Annotated in this window: 23 protein-coding genes; 13 read left to right on the top strand and 10 right to left on the bottom strand. The window is 65.1% G+C overall.

Features of this window, described 5'->3' with window-relative positions; translation table 11 throughout:
- Nucleotides 1-20 precede the first annotated feature (20 nt).
- Entirely contained in the window at nt 21-1,739 is a 1,719-nt protein-coding gene (locus tag CMASS_RS07755) for a BCCT family transporter (protein WP_022863255.1), read from the top strand.
- On the opposite strand, the gene CMASS_RS07750 is transcribed toward CMASS_RS07755, so the two are convergent.
- The 5 genes from CMASS_RS07750 to CMASS_RS07730 form a co-directional block, all read right to left on the bottom strand.
- The gene (locus tag CMASS_RS07750; protein ID WP_022863256.1) at nt 1,736-2,737 is read right to left on the bottom strand and encodes an LLM class flavin-dependent oxidoreductase; all 1,002 of its coding nucleotides are present in this window, start codon (nt 2,735-2,737) and stop codon (nt 1,736-1,738) included. The genes CMASS_RS07755 and CMASS_RS07750 overlap by 4 nt on opposite strands.
- Before the next feature lie 92 nt (nt 2,738-2,829).
- On the bottom strand, nt 2,830-4,122 hold the full coding sequence (brnQ, locus tag CMASS_RS07745; RefSeq protein ID WP_022863257.1) for a branched-chain amino acid transport system II carrier protein: 1,293 nt from the start codon (nt 4,120-4,122) through the stop codon (nt 2,830-2,832).
- 14 nt (nt 4,123-4,136) lie between these two features.
- Nucleotides 4,137-5,432, bottom strand: coding sequence for a branched-chain amino acid transport system II carrier protein (brnQ, locus tag CMASS_RS07740; RefSeq protein WP_033399619.1), 1,296 nt, complete (start codon nt 5,430-5,432; stop codon nt 4,137-4,139).
- 67 nt (nt 5,433-5,499) lie between these two features.
- Complete coding sequence (locus tag CMASS_RS07735; RefSeq protein WP_022863259.1) at nt 5,500-6,645, bottom strand: MalY/PatB family protein; 1,146 nt, start codon at nt 6,643-6,645, stop codon at nt 5,500-5,502.
- A gap of 9 nt (nt 6,646-6,654) precedes the next feature.
- Nucleotides 6,655-8,538 carry an ABC transporter ATP-binding protein gene (locus CMASS_RS07730; RefSeq protein WP_022863260.1) on the bottom strand — a complete coding sequence of 628 codons (1,884 nt, stop codon included), beginning with the start codon at nt 8,536-8,538 and terminating at the stop codon, nt 6,655-6,657.
- Nucleotides 8,539-8,608: 70 nt separating this feature from the next.
- On the opposite strand from CMASS_RS07730, the gene CMASS_RS07725 reads away from it, so the two are divergent.
- The 4 genes from CMASS_RS07725 to CMASS_RS07710 are packed head-to-tail and all read left to right on the top strand — an operon-like array spanning nt 8,609 to nt 9,957.
- Nucleotides 8,609-9,142 (top strand): hypothetical protein, encoded by a 534-nt coding sequence (locus tag CMASS_RS07725; RefSeq protein WP_027018724.1) that lies wholly within the window; start codon nt 8,609-8,611, stop codon nt 9,140-9,142.
- Complete coding sequence (gene idi, locus CMASS_RS07720) at nt 9,139-9,666, top strand: isopentenyl-diphosphate Delta-isomerase (RefSeq protein WP_022863262.1); 528 nt, start codon at nt 9,139-9,141, stop codon at nt 9,664-9,666. The genes CMASS_RS07725 and idi overlap by 4 nt, the downstream gene beginning before the upstream one ends.
- 2 nt (nt 9,667-9,668) lie before the next feature.
- Nucleotides 9,669-9,815, top strand: a complete 147-nt coding sequence (locus CMASS_RS07715) for a hypothetical protein (RefSeq protein WP_022863263.1) — start codon at nt 9,669-9,671, stop codon at nt 9,813-9,815.
- Entirely contained in the window at nt 9,808-9,957 is a 150-nt protein-coding gene (locus CMASS_RS07710) for a hypothetical protein (RefSeq protein WP_022863264.1), read from the top strand. The genes CMASS_RS07715 and CMASS_RS07710 overlap by 8 nt, the downstream gene beginning before the upstream one ends.
- Here CMASS_RS07710 and CMASS_RS07705 read toward each other — a convergent pair.
- Complete coding sequence (locus CMASS_RS07705) at nt 9,938-11,935, bottom strand: 4-alpha-glucanotransferase (protein WP_022863265.1); 1,998 nt, start codon at nt 11,933-11,935, stop codon at nt 9,938-9,940. The genes CMASS_RS07710 and CMASS_RS07705 overlap by 20 nt on opposite strands.
- A gap of 65 nt (nt 11,936-12,000) precedes the next feature.
- On the opposite strand from CMASS_RS07705, the gene CMASS_RS07700 reads away from it, so the two are divergent.
- Together CMASS_RS07700 and CMASS_RS07695 are read left to right on the top strand one after the other, a co-directional pair.
- Nucleotides 12,001-13,836 (top strand): AMP-dependent synthetase/ligase, encoded by a 1,836-nt coding sequence (locus CMASS_RS07700; RefSeq protein ID WP_022863266.1) that lies wholly within the window; start codon nt 12,001-12,003, stop codon nt 13,834-13,836.
- 120 nt (nt 13,837-13,956) lie between these two features.
- A complete protein-coding gene (locus CMASS_RS07695) occupies nt 13,957-14,643 on the top strand; it encodes a hypothetical protein (RefSeq protein ID WP_022863267.1) in 687 nt (228 codons plus the stop codon).
- Here CMASS_RS07695 and CMASS_RS07690 read toward each other — a convergent pair.
- From CMASS_RS07690 to CMASS_RS07680, 3 genes are all read right to left on the bottom strand, one after another.
- Nucleotides 14,627-15,742: an HNH endonuclease signature motif containing protein gene (locus CMASS_RS07690; RefSeq protein WP_273665888.1), complete on the bottom strand. Its 1,116-nt coding sequence runs from the start codon at nt 15,740-15,742 to the stop codon at nt 14,627-14,629. The two genes, CMASS_RS07695 and CMASS_RS07690, sit on opposite strands and share 17 nt — an antisense overlap.
- A gap of 67 nt (nt 15,743-15,809) precedes the next feature.
- Nucleotides 15,810-16,865, bottom strand: a complete 1,056-nt coding sequence (locus CMASS_RS07685) for a CNNM domain-containing protein (RefSeq protein ID WP_022863269.1) — start codon at nt 16,863-16,865, stop codon at nt 15,810-15,812.
- Nucleotides 16,865-18,220 (bottom strand): hemolysin family protein, encoded by a 1,356-nt coding sequence (locus CMASS_RS07680; protein WP_022863270.1) that lies wholly within the window; start codon nt 18,218-18,220, stop codon nt 16,865-16,867. The genes CMASS_RS07685 and CMASS_RS07680 overlap by 1 nt, the downstream gene beginning before the upstream one ends.
- Before the next feature lie 157 nt (nt 18,221-18,377).
- Between CMASS_RS07680 and hemW the strand changes: the two genes are divergently transcribed.
- From hemW to ybeY, 6 genes are all read left to right on the top strand, one after another.
- Nucleotides 18,378-19,502: a radical SAM family heme chaperone HemW gene (gene hemW / locus CMASS_RS07675; protein WP_022863271.1), complete on the top strand. Its 1,125-nt coding sequence runs from the start codon at nt 18,378-18,380 to the stop codon at nt 19,500-19,502.
- Between the two features lie 37 nt (nt 19,503-19,539).
- Complete coding sequence (gene hrcA, locus CMASS_RS07670) at nt 19,540-20,568, top strand: heat-inducible transcriptional repressor HrcA (protein WP_022863272.1); 1,029 nt, start codon at nt 19,540-19,542, stop codon at nt 20,566-20,568.
- 64 nt (nt 20,569-20,632) lie between these two features.
- A complete protein-coding gene (dnaJ, locus tag CMASS_RS07665; protein WP_022863273.1) occupies nt 20,633-21,778 on the top strand; it encodes a molecular chaperone DnaJ in 1,146 nt (381 codons plus the stop codon).
- 5 nt (nt 21,779-21,783) lie between these two features.
- Nucleotides 21,784-22,524 (top strand): 16S rRNA (uracil(1498)-N(3))-methyltransferase, encoded by a 741-nt coding sequence (locus CMASS_RS07660; RefSeq protein WP_022863274.1) that lies wholly within the window; start codon nt 21,784-21,786, stop codon nt 22,522-22,524.
- A gap of 11 nt (nt 22,525-22,535) precedes the next feature.
- Nucleotides 22,536-23,483 carry a PhoH family protein gene (locus tag CMASS_RS07655; RefSeq protein ID WP_027018725.1) on the top strand — a complete coding sequence of 316 codons (948 nt, stop codon included), beginning with the start codon at nt 22,536-22,538 and terminating at the stop codon, nt 23,481-23,483.
- Nucleotides 23,480-23,995: an rRNA maturation RNase YbeY gene (ybeY, locus tag CMASS_RS07650; protein ID WP_022863276.1), complete on the top strand. Its 516-nt coding sequence runs from the start codon at nt 23,480-23,482 to the stop codon at nt 23,993-23,995. The genes CMASS_RS07655 and ybeY overlap by 4 nt, the downstream gene beginning before the upstream one ends.
- Here ybeY and CMASS_RS07645 read toward each other — a convergent pair.
- Nucleotides 23,992-25,056 carry a 2,3-butanediol dehydrogenase gene (locus tag CMASS_RS07645; RefSeq protein WP_022863277.1) on the bottom strand — a complete coding sequence of 355 codons (1,065 nt, stop codon included), beginning with the start codon at nt 25,054-25,056 and terminating at the stop codon, nt 23,992-23,994. The genes ybeY and CMASS_RS07645 overlap by 4 nt on opposite strands.
- Nucleotides 25,057-25,097 lie beyond the last annotated feature (41 nt).

Raw genomic sequence — 25,097 nt, 5'->3', positions numbered from 1 at the left:
CTACCCGGATTGGAAAAGCTATGCCGAAAAGGCGCTTGCAATCGGACCCGTTCGTGTTCTGGACGGCCCTGGGGTTCATCGCGGTCTTCGTCACCGCCACTATCGCGTTCGGCGACACCGCGCGCGAAGTCTACGCCGCGGTGGCCAACACCCTTATGGACAACCTCACCTGGTTGTACGTGGGCGGGATTTCCGCCTCGCTCATCTTCCTCATGGTCATCTTCGTCTCCCGCTTTGGCAACCTGCGCCTGGGCGATGACGAAGACGAGCCGGAATACTCGATGCCGGTGTGGTTTTCCATGCTGTTTGCCGCCGGGCTCGGCGCCACGCTGATGTTTTGGGGTGCGGCCGAGCCGCTGCACCACGCATTCCGCCCGCCGCGCGGTGACCTGGAGCCGATGAGCAACGACGCCATCACCCAGGCCTTCGAGTTCACCTACTACCACTTCGCCGCCCACATGTGGGTCATCTTTACTCTGCCGGGCTTGGCGATGGGCTACTTCATCTACAAGCGCAAAATGCCCCCGCGCCTCTCGTCGGTCTTTTCGCCGCTTTTGGGCGGCTACGTCTACCGCTGGCCGGGCAAGCTGGTCGATTCGTTAGCGATCATCGGCACCGTCTTCGGCCTCGCCGTCTCCGTCGGGCTGGGCGTGCTGCAGATCAGCGCGGGCCTCAACATCCTGTGGGGCGTGCCGCTCGTCGGCTGGGTCGAGGTGATCATCATCTGTGTCATCACCGCAGCCGGCGCGACGTCCGTGGCCACCGGCCTGGACCGCGGCGTGAAACTGTTGTCCAACCTGAACATCGTCGGCTCGGTCGTGCTCTTGGTCTTCGTCGTCATCGTCGGGCCGACGCTGCAGATCTTCGAGCACACCACCGAGTCCTTCGGCGCGTACATCGGCAACCTGCCGGAGCTGATGTTCTGGGTGGACTCGTTCGACGAAAACCCCGGCTGGCACGCCACCTGGACCGCCTTCTACTGGGCGTGGACCATCTGTTGGTCGCCGTTCGTGGGCATGTTCTTCGCCCGCATCTCCCGCGGGCGCACCGTGCGCCAGTTCATCGGCGGCACCATCGCCCTGCCGTCCATCTTCGTCATCATCTGGTTCGCCGCCTTCGGCCGCACCGCCGTGGAGGTCGAACGCGACAACCCGGGCATCCTAACCAAGCCCGTTGTGGAGGAAGGAGACACGCCGCAGGTGCTGTTCACCCTGCTCGAGCAGTACCCGCTCTACGTCATCTCCGGGGCAGTGGCGCTGGCGGTCATCGTCTTCTACTTCGTGACCTCCATCGACTCCGCCGCCATGGTCATGGACATGTTCGCCACCGGCGAGGAGAACAAGACCCCGACGTACTACCGCGTCGGCTGGGCCGTGGCCATCGGCGTGGTCACCGCCGCGCTGCTGTTCATCAACGATTCCGGCATCGAGGCGCTCCAAGAGGTCGTCCTTATCGTGGCGCTCCCGTTCTTCTTCATGCACTTCGTCATGATGTATTCGCTGGTCAAGGCGATGAGCGACGATTCGGCCGCCGAGCAGCGGCCGAAATCCCGGCGGTGGGACAAGACCGACACGCCCGAGAAGCTCGAGGAGGGCGAGGCGCAGCCCGCGCCGGGCTACGACGCCGACGGCAACGAGCTGCAGCGCCCCGAGCTGGAGTACCACGAAGACGGGTACTGGAAGCTTTCCGAAGACGTCGTCGTGGAAGGCGAGCTGCGCCGCACACCCCCGGAGGCTTAGTCCGCGGCGGTGAGCTCCCAGGCATCGGCGAGGATGTCGATGCCCTGAAGGCACTCCGCGTGAGAGGAGGCCAGCGGGGAGATCATCAACTCGTCAGCCTGGGCCGTTTCCTGGAATTCGGTGAGGTAGTCGCGCACCGCGTCCCGGGTGCCCACCGCCGAGTACTGCAGCATGCCTAAAATCTGCTGTCCCTGGTAGTTGCCGATTAGCTGTTCCACCTGCTCGTCGGTGAGGAACCGGCCGCGCCCGGCGAAGCGTTTGACACGGTTGAAGGCGACGCGCTCCCAGATGTCCTGCGCCTCATCGTCAGTCGGCGCGGCCAGCACGTTGACCGCGGCGATGGTGTAGGGCTCGGCAAGCACCTCGGAGGGCTGGAAGTTCTCGCGGTAGTAGGCGGTCGCCTCCTTCAAGTGCGCCGGGGCGAAGTGGGAGGCAAACGCGTACGGCAGGCCGTACTTGGCGGCCAGGCTCGCGCCGAACATCGACGAGCCCAAGATGTAGAGCGGCACGTTGGTCCCCGCGCCCGGCATGGCCTGCACGCCGGGGATAGGGGAGTTGCCGCTCAGATACCCCTGCAGCTCCTTGACGTCTTCCGGGAAGCGCTCGGCGGACTGCGGGCTGCGCCGCAGCGCCCGGCCGAGGGTATTCATATCGGTACCCGGCGCGCGGCCTAGACCGAGATCGATGCGGTCGGGGTACATCTCCGCGAGCATGCCGAATTGTTCGGCCACGACGTAGGGCGCGTGGTTGGGCAACATCACGCCGCCGGAGCCCAGGCGGATCTTCTCCGTGTGCGCGCCGATGTGGGCGATGAGCACCGCCGGGGCCGAGGAGCTGATGCTTTTCATGTTGTGGTGCTCGGCGTACCAGATGCGCGAGTACCCCAGCTTCTCCGCGCGCTGCGCCAGCTCCACCGATCGCGCGATGGAATCGCCGGGCTTTTCGTCGTCGTAGATCGTGCAGAAGTCGATGAGCGACAGATCCGCTCGGTGGGCCATAGCGAACCCCTTCCCGTCTGTTGGCGTCGTGGATGGCTTCCATCATCCATCAACACGCCGCGGTAAGGGGAGATTCCTGCCCGCGGAGGAGGCTAGTGCGCTGGCGATGGTTCCTTGACAGCGCCGGCGCGGTCGACGAACCAGCCGGCAGCTGCCGCGATGACGGTGGGGATGACCCAGCCGATTTCGGCATCGGCAAGCGGCAGCCAATCGCCCAGTCCCGCGACCAGGACGGCGGAGACCACCGTCGCGGTCCACAGTGGGATGCGCAGGGTGTGGTGGAACGTGTGCCGGGTGGGAAGGACGTACTCCAGGATGGTCAGCGCGATGAGTGTGATGGCCGGCGGGTACAGGAACTCGACTACGGGGGCGGCGATGGCCATGACCGTCTCCAGGCCCATCGACGCCATGAGCACCGCCGCGACGGTGAAGATGCTCGCCCACGCGTGGTAGGACAGCCCCGGCACCAGCTGGTGGAAGAACTCGCCGGTCGCGTTGATGAGCCCGATGGCGGTGGTCAGGCACGCCAGGCTGATGATGAGGGCGAAGACGGCCTGGCCGATGGGGCCCATGGTGAGGCGGGCGGCATCGTTAAGCACGGCGGCACCGGAATCGTACGTCTGCGCGTCGGGCAGCAGCTGGCCCACGAACGCCAGGCCCAGGTAGATGACGGCCAGAAAGCCGCCGGCGATGAGCGCGGTGGTGGTCGCGCCGCGGACGACGTGGCGGTGGGAGTCAAAGCCGCGCAGCTTCAGCGCGGTGACGATGACGATGCCGTAGGCCAGCGCGCCCAGCGAATCCATGGTCAGGTAGCCCTCCATCAGCCCGGAGGTAAATGGAGCGTCCATCCCCGGGCCGGGGGAGCGCTGCCAGTTGGCAAAACTCAGCACAATGAGCAGCGCCAACAGCGCGACCAGGATCGGGGTGAGGAAGCGGCCCAGCGCGTCCAGCACGCGGGAGGGGTTCCAGCACAGCAACAGGGCGATGCCGAAAAAGACCGCGTTGAACGCCAGGCGCGCCGGCAGGGAGTCGACGTCCCACGTGTGGGAAATCGCGGTGTCGAAGGAGACCGCGCCGGTACGCGGCAGGGCGTAGAACGCGCCGATGGCCAGGTAGACCATCACGGAAAAGACCGTGCCGAAGGCGACGCCGCCGCGGTTGGCCAGCTGGCGCAGATCGCGTCCGGAGACCGCGATGGCGATGATCGCGGCGACCGGCAGCAGCACGCCGGCGGTGAGGAAACCGAGGATGGCGGGCCAGAAGCTTTCCCCGGCCTCGATGCCCAGCATCGGCGGCAGGATGGTGTTGCCGGCGCCGAAGAACATAGAAAAGAGCATCAGCCCGCAGAAAAAGACCGTGACGGGGCGGGAGGTGGTTTGGGACATAGGGATGGTTCTCCTTAGACGCTCTGCGGCTCTTGCTGCACAGGCCGGGCGAAGTCGACGGCGACGCCGATGAGCGCGGCGATCAGGGTGGGGACGAACCAGCCCACGCCGAGGGCCTGGCCGGGGGAAACGCTCAACCACTGCGGATCCCACGCCACGGTCAGGGCGGACCACGCCACCGCCGTCCACAGCGCGAAGCGGTAGGCGTAGCGCAGGTTGTTGCGCGGATTCAGCACGGTCAGGATGATGAGCGTGATGGCCGGCGGGTACAGGAACGTGATGATCGGCACCGCGACGAGCAGGACCGTGTCCAGCCCCTGGATGGCCAGGACCAGCGACAGGATGGTGAACCCGACTGCCCAGTAGTGGTAATTCACCTTCGGGACCAGCGCGGCGAAGAACTCGCCGGTGGCGGTCAGCAGGCCCACCGAGGTGGTCAGGCACGCCAGGATGACGATGGCCGAAAAGGCCACCTGGCCGACGGTGCCCATGGTCAGATGCGCCGAGTCGGCCAAAAGGGCGGCGCCGGAGTTGTAGTCCTGGCTGCCCTCCACGGTCTGGGCAACATACGCCAGGCCCAGGTAGATGACGGCCAGCAGGGCGCCGGAGAACAGGCTGGTCAGCATGGTCCCGCGGACCATGCTCTTGCCCGGCTTAAAACCTTTGGTGCGCAGCGCGGCGATGACCACGATGCCGAACGCCAGGCCCGAGATCGCGTCCATGGTGTTGTAGCCCTCGAACAGGCCGGTGACCATGGGGTGGCCGGCGTAGTCTTCCATCGGGGCGGCCGGGGTGCGCTGCCCGGTCACCATCGCCACGGCGATGAGGACGAACAGCAGAGCGACCAGCGCCGGGGTCAGGAACTTGCCCAGGGTGTCCACGATGGTGGTCGGGCGCCACGCCAAAAGCAGGGTGACGGCAAAGAAGATGACGTTGAAGGCCACCGACGATCCAGCGCCGTCCCATCCGGTGAGAGGCGTGATGGCCGTTTCCATGGCGGTCGCGCCGGTACGCGGCAGGGCGTAAAACGCGCCGATGGACAGGTAGGCCATGACCGAAAACAGCAGGCCGAACAGCCAGCCGCCGCGGGAGGCCAGGTCACGGACGTCGTTGCCGGAGACGGCGATGGCGATAATCGCCAGGGTCGGCAGGATGACGCTGGCGAGAAGGAATCCCCCAATAGCGGGCCAGAAGTTCGTTCCGGAGTTGGCACCTACCTCGGGAGGAAAAATAAGGTTGCCCGCACCGAAGAACATGGAGAAAAGCATCAGGGACGCTGCGGCCAGCGTTGTCACTCGTGACTTCGTCATAAGTGAGGCTCCGTTCTATGTGGGGATTCTTTAAGTGTGAGATACTACATTCCACGCTACGGGAAATCTACTTCGGTGTGTGAGACAGCGCATTGGCGATGCGCCGCACGGCCTCCGCGACGATCTCCGGGGAGGTGGCGAAATTGAGGCGGGCGTGCCCCGCCCCACCGGTGCCGAAGTCGGTGCCCTCGTTGAGCGCAACCCGGGCGTTGTCGCGCAGCCACTGGGCGGGACGGTCTACATCGCCAATGGCCGTCTCGCGAAAGTCCAGCCACATCAGGTAGGTCGCCTGCGGGTTGGTCACCTTGAGCCCGGGGACCTGCGCGGGCAGCTCGCGGACGAGGAAGTCGCGGTTTTGCCGTAGGCATTCGACCTCCGCGTCGAGGAAGTCCCCGCCTTCCGCGTAGGCGGCCTCGGCGGCCCAAATGCCCAGCGTGCCGGTGCCGTCCTTGGCCACCCCGTTGAGGCCGTTCCACGTGGCGATGTCCCGTGCGTTTGAGAAAATCATCTGCGCGCACTTCAGGCCCGCGGTGTTCCACGCCTTGGACGTCGCGGTCACCGTCAAGCACCTCCGCGCGGCTATATCGCTCACGCTCGCCGCCGGAACGTGCTGGCCGTCGATGACTAAGGGGGCGTGGATTTCATCGACAAGAATGCGCGCGTCGTGGCGGTCCGCAACCTCGGCCAGCTCGGCGAGAAAGTCCCGGTCGAAGGTGTAGCCCAGCGGGTTGTGCGGCGAGCACAGCAGGATCGAACCAGCGCCATCCGCGAAGCGCTTGTCGATGTCGCCTAAATCCAGCCCGCCTTCCGCCGACACCTCGACCCTGTCCCGGCCGGCCGTTTCCGGCAGGGCGAGGAAAGGCGGGTAGGCCGGGGTGGGGACGATAACCGGGGATCCCGGCCGGGTGAAGTACTGGATGCCGAGCAGCAGGCCGCGCACCACGTCGCCGATCCAAAACACCCCGCGCGGGTCTGGGCGCCAGCCGTAGCGGTCTGCATAAAAATCGGAGACCGCCTGCGCGAGCGTGGACCTGTTCGGTGCCGGCGAGTAGCCGAAGCCTTCTTGAGCCACCGCCTTGTCGATGGCCGCCTTCACCGGCGGGGCGGTGGGGAAATCGGACTCGGCGATCCACAGCGGGAGGATGTCCTCGTCGTAGACCGTCCACTTACGGGTGCCGCGGAAGCGGAGAGTAGCTATGGAGGGAAACTTCATGCACCCACACTAGCTATCGCCGTCGCCCTCCTCGTCGTCTTCAGACGCGCTGACAAACCCGTAGCGCTTGAGGCGCTGCTTGTCCGCCGCCGACGTGGACTGGGTCAGTTGCAAAAGCTGCGAATAAATTCCGCCCGTCTGGGCGAGCTCCGCCGGCGAGCCGATCTCGGAAACCTGTCCCTTGTCCACGGTGACGATGGTGTCCACGTTGGCGATGGTGGACAGGCGGTGCGCGATGATGAGCGTCGTGCGGTCCCGCATCAGATCGTCGAGGCCGGCCTGGACGATGCGCTCCGACTTGGTATCCAGCGCAGAGGTCGCCTCGTCCAGGACGAGTACCGGCGCGTCTTTAAGCATCGCCCGGGCCACCGCCACGCGTTGCTTCTGGCCGCCGGACAGGCGCAGGCCGCGCTCGCCGACGATAGTGTCGTAGCCGTCCGGGAAAGAGCTGATGAACTCGTGCGCGCTGGCGCGCTTGGCCACGGCGACGATCTCCTCGTCCGTGGCGCCCGGCTTTCCGTAGGCGATGTTTTCGCGGATCGTCCCGGAGAACAAAAACGGCTCCTGAAAGACGACGCCGACCGAGGCGCGTAGCTCCTCCGCGGAGAGATCGCGCACGTCGTGGCCGAGGACGCACAGCTGGCCCGCGGACGGGGTATACAGGCCGAGTAGCAGGTCGACCAGCGTGGACTTGCCGCCGCCGGACTCGCCGACCAACGCGACTTTTTGCCCCTCGTCGGCGTGGAAGCTGATGCCCTGGATGACCGGCTTTCCCTTTTCGTAGGCGAATTCCACGTCGCGGAAGGAAAACACCGGCGCGTCCGCGTGGGGAACCAACGGCTGCGGCAGGCGCAGGTCGAGGTCCGGCTCGTCGGCCGCGGTGGTGGCCGCCACGACTTCCGTGTTGGCGGTGCGCTCGACCGGCTCTTCCATGACCTTGAAGTAGTCGCGGGAGCCGGCGATGGCGCGCTGGGCCGAGTCCACGATCCAGCTCATCATGAACACCGGTTGCTTGGCCATGGTGACCATCTGCAACAGCATCACCATGTCGCCGATGGAGAAGTACCCGTGCAGGGTGCGCCAGAAGATGACGGCGTAGATGCCGAAAAACAGCAGCGCCATGGCCAACCCGCGGATGGTGTCCATGCTGTGCCACCAGCGGGACTGCGGCTGGGTCGTGGAGACGTACTTGCCGTAGTGGCGCGCGAAGTCTTTTAGCTCGCGCGGCTCCGCCACGAACGACTTGGTGACCTTGATCTGGCCAATGACCTCCGCGAAACGCCCGTTGGCCACATCGATCTGCTCGTTTTTGTCCTTCTCAAACTTCTGCCAGCGCTTCGACGTCAGCGCCGTCAGCCACATGTAGACGGGGAAAAGGGCGGCGAGCAGGACCGCGAGCGGCCAGTAGTACCACGCCGTGATCGCCAGCACCGCGGCGACCTGGATGAGGGTGGAAAAGAAGTTGTTCGCAAACGACTGGACGAACATCGTGATGAACATGATGGAGCGATCCAGCCGCGCGATGATGGTGCCGGTGACTTGGTTGTCGTAGTAGCCCTGCGGCAGGGACAGCAGCTTGGCGAAGTAGCGCGTGGAAAGGATCTGCCGCAGCCGGGAGACCATCACGTCGCCGATGTAGCCGCCGATGTTTTTAAACACCGAATTCGCGGCGTCGGCCAGGAAAAGAAACGCCGCGAAGATGAGCACCTTGCGCAGCGCGTCGCCGCTGTCGGTGCCGCCCTGGACGGCATCGACAATCGTGTTCGTCGCGCCGCGGACGATAAACGGCGAGGTCAGCGCCAGAATCGCGCTGACCGTCGCGGTGAGCAAAACCCCTAGGTAATACGGCCACAGCGCAGACGCGCTGCGCACGATACGCGTAATCGAATCCACTCTTGGAATGGTAACGCGGATGCCAGCTACACTAGGTTTCTGCTGAATTTCGCGACGGAAGGGGTTAGCGGTGAAAAGGAAACTCGTGGCGTGCGGTGTGGTCATTGGTGCTTTGACCCTGACAGGGTGCGGCAGCGACGACGGCGCCGAGGAGACCGACACCGAAATCGTCTCTAGCTCCCAGACGCCGGAGTTCAAGGAAAAAGACGTTGACCAGAAAAAGGTCAAGGACAACCTCGGCGAGCCGGTCAAGGACGATGGCCTGGGCATCGAGTGGACCCTGCAGGGCGTCTACCCCGACGATGTCTCCGGCGCCGTGGTGACCGTCATGGCGAAAAACACCAACGACGTGCCCGTGCCGCCGGAGGCGCTGGACAAGCCCAAGCTGGAAATCGCCGACGGTAACAACCGCTTCACCGGCATCGACCTCATCGACTTCACGCCTGAGCAGGACCCGTCCGCCCTGCCGCCCGGGCTGGACGAGCCGCTGGGTGCCGGTGCGACCACGAACCTGCAGTACCGCTTCGACACCACCGCCGCGTCCCTGTGGAACGCGCGGCTGAGCATCGGCAACGTGGTCTGGGAAGGGAACCTGAACCTGTGACGGAGCTCGTCGTGCTTGCCGATGCCGCCGGACGCCCCGCCGGCACCGCCGACAAGGCCCGCGTCCACACCGCCGACACCCCGCTGCACTTCGCCTTTTCCGCCTGGGTTTTCCGCGGCGACGACGTCTTGGTCACCCGCCGCGCGCTGGGGAAAAAGACGTGGCCGGGCGTGTGGACGAATTCCTTCTGCGGCCACCCGGGCCCCGGCGAGGCGACTGCCGATGCCGTCGTGCGCCGCGCCGCCTTCGAGCTGGGGATCGCCCCGGCCGCACTCGACGACGTCACCTGCTTCAGCCCCGACTACGCCTACCGCGCCACGGACTCGTCCGGCATCGTGGAAAATGAAATCTGCCCTGTCTATCGCTGCACGCTTGCCGATGGCGCCAGAGTGCGACCGAACCCGGAAGAGGTGGATGACTACGCATGGGTTCGTGCCTCAGACCTAAGTCAGGCGGTGCGCCGTGCGCCCTTTGCGTTCAGCCCTTGGATGGTGGAAGAAATCGAGCTTGACGGGGTGATCTAGAATTGGACGCACTCACGCAACTGGTGGTTGACGCCCCCGTCTGGGTGCAGCTTCCGGTCGTCTTGGCAGTCTTGCTGCCGCTTCTGTCCGCCGCGGCATGGGTGGAGATGAAGCTTATCGATGCCGTGCCGAAAGGAACCGATGACTGACAACGATCCCCGGGAAGGTCTCTGGGACCCCGAGCGCCCGCCGCGTCGGCGCCGCGCGCTGCCGAAGTCTCAGGTCAGCACCGCGCTCAAGGTGCTTATCGGGCTCGTCATCGTCGCCGCGCTCATCGGGACGCTGCACTAGCGATCTTCGAAAAGAGCGGATCCGCCCCGAGATCCTCGATGAGCACCGGCTCGCCATCCGAGTTGCACAGCGGCAGCTGCCAGTTGGGGTAGACACTGACAGTCGTGCCCGGCTGGTTCTGCGTCTGGACATCGCCGACCAGATCCACCAGCGACGTGCAGGTCAGTAAGGCAGGCGAACCCGCGACGTACTCGTGCAGGGCGGCCATCTTGTCGGTGTCGTCGCCGTCTACCGCGCCGACCTCGGAGAAAACGCGCTCCTGCCAGGCGCGGTCGGCGGCAACAGCGTCGTCCAGACTGCAGTCTAAGACCCCGAGCCGGTGGCGCAGTTCGTTGTGGCTCCCACGCACATACGCCAGCGTGGGTGGGAGATCGTGGGTGCCTACTGACGCCATCGACAAGCGCCGGTACTGCTCCCGGGGCAGGGCATGCTCCTTGTCGGCGGTGCGCTCGAACCAGACCACCGAGGTGCCGAAGACCCCCTTGTCCGCGAGGTACTGGCGCACCCACGGTTCGGTGGTGCCCAAGTCCTCGCCGATGAACAAAGCGCCGGCGCGTTCCGCTTCCAGTGCCAAGATGCCGAGCATCGCCTCAAAGTCGTAGTGGACGTACGTGCCGGTGCGCGGGGTGCCGCCGCGGGGGATCCAAAACAGGCGGAACAGGCCCAGGATGTGGTCCACGCGCACGCCACCGGCGTGGCGCAGCACCGCCCGCAGCATGTCCGACCAGGGACGATAACCCGTCTCCGCCAGGCGGGTGGGGTGCCACGGCGGCTGGGACCAGTCCTGGCCCTGCTGGTTGTACGGGTCCGGCGGCGCCCCGACCGTGACGTCTGGGGCGAGGACCTCGCTCAGGATGGCCGCGTCCGCGCCGGCGGGGTGGACGCCCACGGCGAGATCCGTGATGAGACCGGTGCGCATGCCCGCGTCCTTGGCGCGCCGGTGCGCGGCGGCGAGCTGCTCGTCGCAGAGGAACTGCAGCCACGCGTAAAAGTCCGGGTCGGCCGTGGCGTCGAAGTCCGCGCACCATTCGGCAAAACGCTGGAGGTACTCGCCCTCGCGGCGGGTGAACTCACGGAACGCGTCGGTTCTTTCCCGCGCCCAGTCCAGGCGGTAAAGGTCGCGGAGGACATGCAGCTTCGCCGCGTAGATCTCGTCGCGGTTGATGCGGTCTGCCGAGCGGTTGCGCTGCTGGAACTCTGCGGCGATGTCGGCGACGTCGGCGCGGGAGGCGGCATCGAGAAGCGTAAGCTCCGGGACGTCTTCAATGCGCAGGTAGATGGGGTTGAGGAAGCGCCGGGTTGTGGGCAGGTACGGGGAGTCTTCCACCGGCGGGCTCGGCTCGGCGGCGTGGAGAGGGTTGATGAGTAGGAAGTCCGCTCCCGCCTTGTGCGCCACGGTCTCGGCCAGCAGCCCGATGTCGTGGAAATCGCCCATGCCCCAGGAGCCGCGGGAACGGACCGAGTAGATCTGCGCCATGACCCCGGTCTGGGGCGTGGCAGCGTTGTCTAGCCGCGCCGGCGTGACGATGAGCGGGCACGTCTCACCGCCGTTGAGCTCGATCTGGTGATAGCCGTGGGGGAGATCGGCCGGGATCTGGAAGGTCGCCTCGCCCCAACCATCGGTCGGGGGAGTGTCGTTGGGTAGCTGCCGCGCGGCCCGCGCCGTGCCGTCTTCCAGCTGGAAGACCACCTCGGCGGGCTCACCGTCTGGGACGTGGACCACGAACTTGCGGCCTTCCCAAGACGGGACGACCACGCAGGGAGGCAACGGCCGGCGCGCGCGGTTGAGGTGTTCGAAGTACAAGGCGGTAGTTAGCTCGTCTGAGGTGGGCGCGGGGCTTAGCGAAACGCCCAAAGATTTTAGAATCGAAACTAACGTGTCGTCGTCGGCGGTGATCGTCTGTTTGGCCTGGTTGGAGTAGGAAACGGCAACCCCGTAGCGGCTGGCGAGCTCCTCGAGCAGCTGGCGCGTAGTCACATCGGACAATCTACCGGTTGCTACAGTTATTTGGACTGCCTGATAGACGCGGAAGGGTCCTTGCAATGACGAAACGGGAAGTACATACCCCAGCAAAGTTCGAAGTTCTCGCCGACGAGACATGCGTCAAGGCGGCCATGGCCACCGCCGAGGCCCGGCCGAACGGCGTCATGTTTACCCGACCGGCAACCTACGAATGGGTCAACGTCACCTCCCGCGAGTTTATTCGCGAGGTCTTCGACACGGCCAAGGGTTTTGTCGCCGCTGGCGTTCAGCCGGGCGACCGCGTCGTGCTGATGGCCAGCACGCGCTACGAGTGGACCCTGCTCGACTTCGCCATCTGGGCCGCCGGCGGCATCGTCGTCCCCATCTACCCCAGCTCGTCCCTGTCCCAGGTCCGGTGGATCGTCGAAGACTCCGGCGCCGTCTTCGCCATCACCGAGACCCGCGAACAGTCCGAACTGTTCGAGCATCTGCTTCTCGATGCAGACGGTCAGCCCGGACTAAAGGACTCGACGTCCCAGCTGGCCCGCCTGCTGGAAATTAATGCCTCCGCCGTGGACACGCTGAAGTTTGAAGGTCGCGGGGTGGACGACGCGGACATCGACAAGCGCGTGGCGGATGCCTGCGCCGAGGACGTCGCCAGCATTGTCTACACCTCCGGCACCACCGGCCGGCCCAAGGGTTGCATGCTCACCCACCGCAACTGGCTCGCCGAGGCGCGCGGCCTGCTGACCAACCCGATTGGACAGATCGCCGTGCCCGGCGCCCGGGTCCTGACGTTCCTGCCGCTCGCGCACGTGTTTTCCCACGCGGTATCTACCGCGGTCCTTTTGTCTGGGGCGACGCAGAACCACTGGCCCGACTTCGGCACCCTGCCGATGGAGTTCGCCCGCTCCCGCCCGAACCTCATCCTGGGCGTTCCCCGCGTTTTCGAAAAGCTCTACAACGCCGCCTCGCAGAAGGCCGAAAGCGCAAACCCCGTGACCGCCGGTATTTTCCGGGCCGCGTCGAAGACGGCAGTGGAATACTCCAAGGCATTCGATACGCCGCAGGGGCCGGGGCGCATCCTTACGGCCAAGCGGAAGATGTACAGCCGCTTGGTCTACGACCGCATCCGTGACGGCATCGGCGGCTCGGTGAAGTACTGCATCACCGGCGGCTCAGCCATGAGCCACGACCTGCTGCACTGGTTCCGCGGCATCGGGGTGCCGGTCTACGAAGGCTACGGCCTGACCGAGGTCGCTGCGGCGGCGGCGGTGGACTTTGAAAATCAGAAGATTGGCACGGTCGGACCACCGGTCGGGGGAGTGACCATCCGCATCAATGACGAGGGCGAGGTCTGCATCAAGGGCGACATCGTCTTCAAGGGGTACTGGAACAACCCAGAGGCCACCGAGGCGGCTATCCAGGACGGGTGGTACAACACCGGCGACCTGGGTGAAATCCTCGACTCCGGACACCTAATTATTACGGGCCGGAAGAAGGACCTCATCGTGACTGCGGGCGGCAAGAACGTCTCGCCCGGACCTATGGAAGACGGGCTGCGCTCGCACCCGCTGATTTCGCAGGCCATGGTCGTCGGCGACGGTAAGCCGTTCGTGGGGCTTTTGCTGACGCTTGACGATGAAGTCTTGGAGCGCTGGAAGCTCGACCACCACATCGATAAAAACACCTCCATCAAAGACCTGTCCGCGGACCCGACCTTGCGCGCGGAAATCCAAGACGCCATCAACGACGTGAACTCGACCGTCTCCCACGCTGAGCGGATTAAGAAGTTCTACATTCTGGATTCCGACCTGACCGAGGAAGACAACGAGCTGACCCCGACAATGAAGGTCAAGCGTTACGTCGTGGCGCAGCGGTATGCCGACGCCATCGACCAGCTCTACTCGCGTTAAAAGAAACCTGTGAGGAAAGTCGGCGCGTCGGTAAGGTTTCGGCGCCGCCGTCGCCTAAAGTCAGCAGGCGTCTCAACCTGTACTTGAAACTTTGCTCGCGGGAAGGAGCGGCCACACCCTATGCACAAGCTTGCTGCCGAGCTGCGCCATCGCGAGCTGACTCAGGAAATCTACAACATTGGCGATGAGGTCGCGGAGTACTTGGAGCACCTCATTGAAGCCATTGAGGACTGGGACCCCGATCTGGCGGTCGACTGCTTGGCAGAGCTCGGCGACATCGTCGCGGACGCGCGGGTGGACGCCGGACGAGTGGTCGGGGAGCTTATCGGTCTGCGGCAGGCGCTGGTGTCTGGGGTTCGGTCGGGGACGATTTCGGCCACTTCGTCTGGACGTTTCGACGTCGAGGCGCCGCGCGCCCTCGACGCTGCCCGTCTGGAGGACATGCACCCCATCGACGGCCCGCCGCTTGTGGTGCACCAGCTAGCCGCCGCGTTGCAGTCCCGGACTTCTTCGACGGCTGACTTCCTGCGCGACCTCGTGGACTACGTGTTGGAGCAGACCGATTCCGTCGCGCGGAATCTAGACATGGTGTCTTTGCCTCACCTCTACAACCGCGTGGGCCGTCTCGCGCAGGCAGCTGCCGATGGTTGGCAGGCAACCGTCGTTAACCGTCACCGTGCCTACGTCAGGACGATGCGCGGACATAACCTGCCCGCGTTCCTCGAGGAACGCGCACGGGTAAATGCCATCGTGGCGAAAGTCGCCGCAAAGCGGGCAGCCCAAAAGGGCACTAATCAGACTGCTTAACTGCCCACGCTCGCCCGGATTGTTGGGTGTGGATCCCGTCGTTGTACTGCGGTGGTCCGCCGTCAGGTGGGTACCAGCATGGGTGGCCGTCGGGGTCTTTTCCTATCCTGCCGTTTTTGGGCGGTGAGTTCGGGTCGTCATCGTTTCGGGCGTTGTGCGGCCCGCAGAGTGCCACCAGGTTGTTGAGGTTGGTGGCTCCGCCGTGTTTCCAGGCGTTGATGTGGTGGGCTTTGGCGTAGATGGCTTTTCTGCGGCATCCCGGCCAGGCGCATTCACCCTGGTCGATGGCCAACATCGTTCGCTGTGTGGTGTTGGCGAACCGCTCGAGCCGGTGGAGGTTGACCGGCTGGGCGTTCTTGTCGTAGATCATCGCCCACCCGTACCGGCCTAACTGCGAGTTCAGGTAGGACTGGGCGTCGATGATCGTGCCGTCCGTGGCCACTAGTTCCCCGTTGCCGTTGCCGACGAGGTCTTCGGCTTTGATCAGAAACGTCGGCTCGGGTGTCTTCTCTTGGTCGGTCTTCGGGGAGGCTTTTCCTTGCAGCAGTGCCCACATGGCGTTGCCCATGGCGATGTCTTCAGGTACGTTGCCGCGTTTGGCGGTCATGCGCCGGATTTTCTTTTCCAGTTTGGCCATTTCGGCGGCCGGTAGTTTCAGCAGGGCGGTTCGCCTGCCGGTGGCGTCGATGTCGCGGCCGATAACCAGGCTGCGTACGGGCTTTGTTCCGGTCTTCTGGTTGAGTTCGCGCACACGGTTGCGGGCGTATTCGCGTAGCTGGTCGATGGTCAGCTCGTGGCGTTCGGCGAGTTCGAGGCGTAGTTGCCAGCGGGTGATGTCTGCGTCGCGGTGAAGTTGGCGGGCGGCTTTGTGGATGACCTGCAGGCGGGTGATGGGGAACTCGGCGGCGTGCTCCAACACTTGGGCGCGCACCTTGGGCTCTGAACAGGGGCCGAACAGGCTCTGGCCTATCGCGGTGTAGGACCGGACGGTGGCAGCATCAAGGCCCGCGGTGGCGTCAAGGCCGTGTCGGTAGGCCAGCTCGGCTATGGCGAGGCCGCACGTGGCTAGGCGGGCGAGTAAGTCTGCTGCTTTATTCACGCCTTTGAACCTAAGACCATCACGGTCAAGCTGGCAAGACTTCCCAGCGCAGCCTGTGGATAACTAGCTATCCGCGACCAGTTTTAGTGCCAGATTTATCCACAGCTCGTAATTCTTCGGCGATTTGTGGCCACAGCTGGCCCATTATGTTATCCCACGTCAACGTCCAGACGGCGTGGGCCTTGTCGGCCTTGCCCACGACGACGATCTGCTCGTTGCGCGCACGCATATGGTCGAGCGTGTGCTGGACGGTGGTGGTTCCCGCCACGGTCAGGACCGGTCGGGACAACTCACTCAGCGGTGTCTCGGGCGCGGCGAGGAGGGTGTCGCGGACGTGGACGACGCGGGGCACACGCGAGGTGCGGTCGGAGACCAGCACGCGCATTATTTGCTCCTGCGCGGCCAACTTGTGCATGTCAGCCACGGTCGCGTCAGACGGGAGCGGCACAATCTCCGATCCGACCTTCCGCGCCAGCGCCTTTGCGGTCGACGCCTCCAGCTCGATGACACCGGTAATCTGCGAGGCCGAGGTGTCATCCATGGCCCCGGTCTCCCGGGAGTGCTCGACCAGGGTCCGCAACGTGTCGGCGTCGTAACCCGCCGCCGCAGCGCGGTCGACGGGATCTTCACCGACCATCCGGACTAACCCATTGGCCGCGCGGTTAATCCAGTTGAGCAGCGGTCGGAACAGCCAGACCCAGCCGCGCGCGAGCGGCGCGACGACCTGCAGGGCCCGTTCCGGGTGGGCAATCGCCCACGACTTAGGCGCCATCTCGCCCAGGACGAGGTGCAAAAACGTCACCACGAACAGGGCGAGGACGAAGGAGGCGACATCGGCAATGCCCGCCGGCAGCGACAGCGCAGTCAGCACCGGCGTGAGCATTTCGTGCACCCACGGCTTCGTCACCGCACCGAGGGCGAAGGTGGCCGCGGTAATCCCCAGCTGCGCGCCCGCCAGCATCACGGTGAGCTCATTGAGCGAGCGCAGTCCGGCGCGGGCAGACCTAGAGGTCTCGGCGGACTCTTCCAAGCGGTTGCGCCGCGCGCCCATCGTCGCGAACTCGATGATGACGAAGAAGCCGGATGCCACGATGATGAGCACAGTCAGCAAAAACTGCAGCATTACTCGTCCTCCTCACGTTCTTCGATGAGCTCCAAGGCCAGCGACGACGGCACGTGCCGGTCAATCTCGCGGACGGTGACGTGCAGGCGCCGCGTCGGCGCGTTGTCAGCCTCCACCCAGTCGTCCGGCTCAGCCGCTAGGTCGATGTCGTGCTGCTCGCCGACTTCCATCAGACCCCCGGTCTCGGAGATAAGCAGCCCGGCGACGGTCTCGAAATCGCCCTCGGGCAGCGCGTGTCCGATGGCGCGTTCCACCTCGTCGAGGGGCGTGTCGCCATCGACAAGCCAGTGCGAGTCGTCCTGCTCGGTAATTTCCTCGGATTCTTCGATGTCGTGCTCGTCGCTGACATCGCCGAGGATCTCCTCGGCCAGGTCCTCCATGGTCACGATGCCGACGAATCCGCCGTACTCGTCGATGACGCACGCCATCTTCTCGTCGTTGTCGCGCAGCTCGGTCACGACATCGGGAAGCGGCATGAGCTCCGGCACGACGAGGGCCGCGCGCATGACCTCGCGCACCGGGGCATCGGCACGCTGCGGCGTGGTCAGCAGGTCCATCAGGTGCACCACGCCGACGGGGTTGTGGTCATCGTCGATGACGGGGTAGCGGGAGTGGTTCTGCGCCATGAGATCGCGGACCTCAGACAGTGGGGTGTCGGGCTCGACCACGTCGGTGCGGGACCGCGGAATCATGGCGTGCTCGACGTCGTGCTCGGGAAAGTCCAGCAGGCGGTCCAAGACCATGTAGGTCTCGTTGTCCAGATCGCCGGTTTCGTGGGACGACTCCACGATGGATTCCAGGTCGTCCGTGGTCGCGGAGGAATCGACGTCTTCGACTGGTTCGATACCGAAGACTTTGAGGATGGCGTTCGACGAGAACTCGAAAAACCGGATGAGCGGACCAAAGATCCGCAGGTACAGGCTCGTGGAGCGGGACAGAGCCTTGGCGGACTTCATCGGGGTAGCGATGGTGTAGTTCTTCGGAAACAGCTCCGCGAACAGCATAGACGCGACGGTGGATAGGGCGAGTGCCACAAGCGTGCCGATGCCCACCGCCATCGCCGTTCCACCCAGGAGCTGTCCCAAGCCCTCACCCACGAGCGGCTCGGCTACGTAGCCGACCAGAAGGCCGGTGACGGTGACGCCGAGCTGGGCGCCGGACAGCATGAACGAGGTTTGGGTGGTGATGTTGAGCGCCCGTTGGGCGGGGCGGTCACCGCCGGCGGCCAGGGAGCGCAGCTGTGTTCGGTCGACGGACATGAACGCGAATTCCTGGGCGACGAAGTACCCGTTAGCAGCGATGAGGAGACCGATGACTATTATCCCAGCGACGACCATGAGAACCGAGGTCAGCATTTACCAGCCCCCAGCTTCTGTTGCGCCGCTGGGACATCGACTCGGAGGTTCCACTTGAAAAAGCCGCCTTCCTGCACTGTGTAGCTGGGTTTTTATCACTTCAGAGTACACAATAAACTTTCGCGAGTACTAAATCGTTTGTGAGAGGGTGCCTGTCATGTTTGGGCTGTATATCCACGTCCCGTTTTGTGCGACCCGCTGCGGTTATTGCGATTTCAATACCTACACTCCCGGCGAGCTCGGCGGAGCGGGCCACAACGTTTCCGGCTACCTCGATGCCTTAGACCGCGAGCTCGACATCGCCGCACAGAAGGTCCGCACGCCCGCCCAGACAGTGTTCGTCGGCGGCGGCACCCCGTCGCTTCTCGGTGCCGCGGGCCTTAGCCGCATCCTCACCACGGTCCGGAACACGTTCGGCCTGGCCCCCGGCGCGGAGGTGACCACCGAATCGAACCCGGAATCCACCTCTCCCGACTATTTCGCCGGCATCCGCGAGGCGGGATTCAACCGCGTGTCGCTGGGCATGCAGTCGGCCGCGCCGCACGTGCTGCAGGTCTTAGAGCGCGCCCACACCCCGGGCCGGGCCTTCGCCGCCGCCCGCGAGGCCCAGGACGCGGGTTTCGAGCACGTCAATCTGGACATGATTTACGCGACGCCTACTGAGACGGATGAGGATCTCGCCCAGACGGTGGAGAAGGTCATCGAGACCGGCGTCGACCACGTCAGCGCCTATTCGCTCATCGTGGAAAGGGGCACGCGCATGTACCGCAAGGTGTCCAAGAGGGAGCTGCCCGCCCCGGACGAGGATGTGATGGCCCGGCGTTACCAGCTCATCGCGAACGCCCTCGAGAAGGTTGGATATGACTGGTACGAGGTCTCCAACTGGGCGAAGCCGGGCGGCGAGTGCGAGCACAATCGCATCTACTGGCGCGACGGCGACTGGTGGGGTGCGGGTCCGGGTGCGCATTCGCACCTGGGCGATGAGCGCTTTTACAACGTCAAACACCCCGCCCGCTACTCGCGGATGTTGGCGGAGGGGGAGCTGCCTATCGGCGGGACGGAGACGCTCACGCCACATGACCGCCACACCGAGCGGGTGATGCTGGGGCTGCGCCTGAAGGAGGGCATCCCGCGCGACTGGGTGGCGGACACCCCGGCGCTGCGGTCGTACCTGGATCGCGGGCTCCTCAGCGCCGACGACGATCGGATCTGGGTCACCGATTCGGGCCGGCTGCTTGCCGATGGCATCGTCACGGACCTCCTAGTGGCCGAAGAGCAGTAGTTATACTCATGGGTTGTTAAGGGAGGTGATTTCCGGGATGTCGTCTATCACGGACAAGCGCCGCGGCGACGTGTTGCGCGCGATCGTCGCGGATTTCATTGCCTCGCAGGAACCGGTCGGCTCGAAGTCCCTGGTGGAGCGCTATCAGCTGGGGGTGTCGTCGGCGACCATCCGCAACGACATGGCGGTGTTGGAATCCGAGGGGCTCATTACCCAGCCGCACGCCAGCTCGGGCCGTGTGCCCACGCAAAAGGGCTACCGGCAGTTCGTGGACAGCCTGCACGACGTTAAGCCGTTGTCTTCGGCGGAGCGCACCGCGATGGTCTCCTTCTTGGAACGAGGCGTGGACGTCGAGGACGTGCTCTACCGTTCCGCGCAGCTGCTCGCGCAGGTGACCCGCCAGGCGGCGGTGGTGCAGATGCCGAACCTCCAGGTCTCGCGGGTGAAACACTGTGAGGTGGTGGCGTTGTCGCCGGTGCGTCTGCTGCTGGTACTCATCACGGACGCCGGCCGAGTGGATCAGCGCAACGTGGATCTGGCCCAGCCTATCGACGAGGCGGACACGGTCCGCTTGCGTGACGCGTTGAACCAGGCGTTGGTGGGAAAGACGTTCCGGGAGGCGTCCTCGCAGCTGGCCGCGCTTGCCGATGCCGCCCCCTCCGACCTCGCCGACTACATTGTCCCGGCGGCCACGACCTTGGCCGAAACCCTGGTCGATCACCCGACGGACAGGCTGCTCATGGCGGGCGCATCGAACCTCACCCGCGTGCCCGCCACCTTCGCCCAGGGACTGCCCACCCTTATCGAGGCGCTGGAGGAACAGGTCACGCTGCTCAAGCTCCTCGCGCGGGTCCCAGAGATGGGGGACGTGGCGGTCGTCATCGGCGACGAGCACGAGGAGGACCAGCTGCGCGGTTCCTCGGTAGTCTCGGCCGCGTATGGCGCGGACGGGGAGACGCTCGGGGGCATGGGCGTGGTGGGCCCGACCTTTATGGACTATCCGGGAACAATTGCCCGGGTGTCTGCTGTTGCCAGGTACGTCAGCGATATCGTGGGTCCTCGGTAGTAGACTCTCGATACCGCGTGTGAATTTAGACTGAACCCTCGTTAGCAAAGGAAAGTTACAACTCGTGGCTCGTGATTATTACGGCATTCTCGGCGTGGACAAATCTGCCACCGATCAGCAGATTAAGAAGGCGTACCGCAAACTCGCCCGCAAGTACCACCCAGACGTAAATCCCGACAACGAGGAGGCCGCGGAGAAGTTCCGCGAGATCTCCGTCGCGCAGGAAGTGCTGCTGGATCCGCAAAAGCGCCAGATCGTCGATATGGGCGGCGATCCGATGGAGCAGCGGGGCGCGGGCGCCGGGGCTGGCGCAGGCGCTGGTTTCGGCGGCCTGGGCGACATCTTTGCGGAGTTCTTCGGCGGCGGGGCCGGCGCTTCCCGCGGTCCGCGTTCGCGCGTGCAGCCCGGTAACGACGCGCTTCTTCGCACGCAGATCACTCTGGAAGAGGCCTACACGGGCCTGAAGAAGGAAGTCACCGTGGACACCGCGGTGCTGTGCGACAGGTGCCAGGGCACCGGGTCCAATTCCAAGGACAAGCCGGTCACCTGTAATCACTGCCATGGCTCCGGTGAAATTCAGGAGATGCAGCGCTCGCTGCTCGGCCAGGTCATGACGGCGCGCCCGTGCCCGCAGTGCCAGGGCTTCGGCGAAATCATCAAGGACCCGTGCAACCACTGCGGCGGCGATGGCCGCGTGAAGAAGCGCCGCGATCTGACGGTGAACATTCCGGCGGGCATCGGCAATGGCATGCGGATCCGCATGGCCAGCCAGGGCGAGGTCGGCCACGGCGGTGGCCCGGCCGGTGATCTCTACGTAGAGGTGCACACCACCCCGCACGAGGTTTTCGAGCGCGACGCCGACGACCTGCACGTCACCCTGCGCGTGCCGATGGTCGACGCCGCCTTGGGCACTACCTGCACCGTGCCGCAGCTGTCCGGTGAAGACCTCGCGGTCGACGTGGATCCGGGCACGCAGCCGGGTGAGTCCATCACGATCGCGGATGCGGGCATGCCGCGCCTGCGCACCGATGGCTACGGCAAGCTCTTCGCCCACATCGACGTGGTGGTCCCGCGCGATCTGGACAAGACCTCGCAGGACCTTTTGGAAAAGCTGCGCGATCACCGCAGCGATGACGCCAAGGTTAAAGCCGAGGGCGACGGGCAGGAGGAGTCCTTCTTCTCCCGCCTGCGCGGAAAGCTGCGCTTCTAACCGCCATGTCGCTGCCCGTCTTCATCTTCCCGGATCTTGCCAGCTACTCGGTCGGCGATTCCATCACCCTCGACGGCGCCGAAGGCCGTCATGCCGTGACCGTCAAGCGGACTGCGGTGGGTGAGCGCGTCGCGCTGAGCGATGGCGCCGGGGTGACCGCCGTGGTGGAGGTGACCGCGGTAGAGGGCAAAGAGGTGCTGCGGGGGAGCATCGTCACGCACGAGCGTGAACCCTTGCCACAGCCGGCCGTGACGGTCGTGCAGGCGATACCGAAAGCCGGGCACGCGGATCTTGCCGTCGACCTGGCCACCCAGGCCGGCGCGGATGCCATCGTGGCGTGGGCCGCGGACCGCTGCGTGGCCAAGTGGGACGGCAAGAAGATCCCGAAGGCGCTGAAAAAGTGGCAGGACAACGCGGCTGCGGCGGCCAAACAGTCGCGTCGCCCCCGCGTGCCGGAGGTCTCCGGTCCGCTGACCACGAAGCAATTGGCCGCGCGCATTGCCGAGGCCGACCTCGCCCTGGTCCTGCACGAAGACGCGACCGAATCTCTCAAGAACCTCGACTGCACGGCCGCTACTGACATGCTGCTTATCATCGGGCCGGAAGGCGGCATCGGGCCGGACGAGCTGGACATCCTCACCCAGGCTGGCGCGCGTCCGGTGAAGCTGGGGCCGCAGGTTCTGCGCACTTCGTCGGCCGCGATGGTTGCCCTTGCTGCCGTAGGGGCGCTGACCGAGCGCTGGTAGCCTGAAGCACCGTGGCGATAGTGACGAAGACCTTCGAGCTCGATTCCGCGTACGCCGACGCCGTCATCGGGCCGGCTGACGCAAACCTCCGCGCGGTCCATGACGTGGTCGGCGCCGACGTCTTTGCTCGTGGCGCGACGGTCACCCTCAAGGGCCCCGACTTTGAGGTGGCGCGGGCGAAGAAGATCCTCAAGGAGCTGGAGGCGTCTGCCCGCCGCGGCAACCCGGTCACGGAGGAATCGGTCCGCTATGCCGCCAACATCGTGGCGGCGGACTCCCACGTGCCGTCTCGCCGGGACATCGTCGCGCGCCGTGGCAAGGCCATCCGCCCGAAGACGGCCGGGCAGGCGCGCTACGTGGACGCCATTGACAACAACACGGTGGTCTTCGGCATCGGGCCGGCCGGTTCCGGCAAGACGTACCTTGCGGTGGCCAAGGCGGTGCAGGCGCTGCAGGCGAAACAGATCCGCCGCATCATCCTCACCCGGCCGGCGGTGGAGGCAGGCGAGAAGCTTGGCTTTTTGCCCGGCACCTTGGACGACAAGATCGACCCGTATCTGCGCCCGCTTTACGATGCATTGCGGGACATGCTGGATCCGGAAGTCATCCCGCGCCTTTTGGAGGCCGGCATCATTGAGGTCGCGCCGCTGGCGTACATGCGCGGGCGCACCTTGAACGATGCCTTCGTCATCCTGGATGAGGCGCAGAATACGACCGCCGCGCAGATGAAGATGTTCCTTACCCGCCTCGGTTTCGGCTCGACCGTGGTGGTCACCGGCGATATTTCCCAGGTGGATCTGCCGCGCGGGGAAGCGTCCGGGCTGCGGCTCGTGCGCGACATCCTGCGCGGGGTAGAAGGCGTCTACTTCGCGGAGCTGGACGCCGCCGACGTGGTCCGCCACCCACTGGTGGGGCGCATCGTCAACGCATACGACATGTACGAGGAGAAAAAGAAGTGAGTATCGAGTTCCTCAACGAGTGCCCGGTCGACGGCATCAACGAAGAAATGCTCATCGACGTCGCCTCGTTCGTCTTAGGGGCCATGGACGTCAACCCGGATGCGGAAGCAAGTATCACGTGCGTGGACCTGCGCACCATCGAGGACCTGCACGTGCGGTGGATGGACTTAGAAGGCCCCACGGACGTGATGAGTTTTCCACTTGACGATGCCGCCATGCTCGGCGACATCGTCCTGTGCCCGGAGTTCGCGGAGAAACAGGCGCGGGCGGCCGGCCATTCGCTGGCGCACGAGCTGGCGCTGCTGACCACCCACGGGTGCCTGCACCTGCTCGGCTACGACCACGCGACGCCGGCCGAGGAAAAGGAAATGTTCGCGCTGCAAAACGAGCTGCTCGCGGATTGGTACGACCACGTGCGCGACAGCGGGCTCGACTTCCCGCCGAAGCCGACGGGCCCGGAAGCATTCCCGTCGGCGGCGCAGCGCGAAAACCTGGATAAGCGCTTAGATTAAAGCTCCGGCGAGACCAGGATCTTCACCGCGGTCTCGTTGTGGTTGATGAGGGTGTCGAAGCCCTTGCTCACCACCTCGTCGAGGCCGATCTTGCCGGTGATGAACGGCTTGAGGTCGATCTTTCCCTCGTTGACCAGGCGGATGGTCTGCTCGTGGTCGTGCGCGTAGCCGATGATGCCCTTGACCGTAAGTTCCTTCATCACCACGGAGTGGATGTCGAAGTCGGCCTTCTTCGACCAAATTGACTCGATGACGAGCGTGCCCTGCAGCTTGAGGGCCTCGATGAGCTGGTCCAGCACGACGTTGACGGACGTGCACTCGAAGGCGACGTCCACGCCCTTGCCGTTGGTGATCTTGCGGATCTCTTCCTGCAGGTCCTGCTCGGCCGGGTTGATGGCGTGGTCAGCCACGCCGGCGTCGAGGGCGCGGTTACGGCGGATTTCGGACGGCTCCGAGACGATGACGGTGAGCCCGTAGGCCTTGCACACCGCGGCGGTGAGCACACCGATGGGGCCTTGACCGCCGATGAGCGCGACGTCGCCCTCCGTGGCATCGGCCGCCGCGAACGCGTGGTGCGCCACGGACAGCGGCTCGATGAGCGCGGCCTCGTCGAGCTCGACGTGCTCTGCGACCGGGTGAACCCAGCGGCGCTGGACGGCGACCTTTTCCGACAGCCCGCCGCCGCGGCCGGCGAGGCCGATGAAGTTCATGTCTGGGTGCAGGTTGTAGGGGCCGTCTTCCTTTGGGTCGACATCGTCAGGCAGGATGTACGGCTCGACGACGACCTTCTGGCCGACCTCCAGGTCGGTGACGTCCTCGCCCAGCGCGGCGACGGTGCCGGAGAATTCGTGCCCCAACGTCACCGGGGCGTCCTCGCCCGAGATCGGGTGCGGGTGGCCCGGGGCCGGGACGAAGATCGGGCCCTCCAGGTACTCGTGCAGGTCGGTGCCGCAGATACCGCACCACCCGACGTTGATGAGCACCTCGCCGGGGCCGGCCTGCGGCTCCGGGATGTCCTCGACGCGAATATCTTTCTGACCGTAGTAGCGAACAGCGCGCATGGTAGGGAGAAACCTCCTCGAAATAGGTGGCGTACGCCTAT

Source organism: Corynebacterium massiliense DSM 45435 (genome assembly GCF_028609805.1).
Taxonomy (GTDB): Bacteria; Actinomycetota; Actinomycetes; order Mycobacteriales; family Mycobacteriaceae; genus Corynebacterium; species Corynebacterium massiliense.
This window is presented reverse-complemented; position numbering and strand designations above follow the sequence as displayed.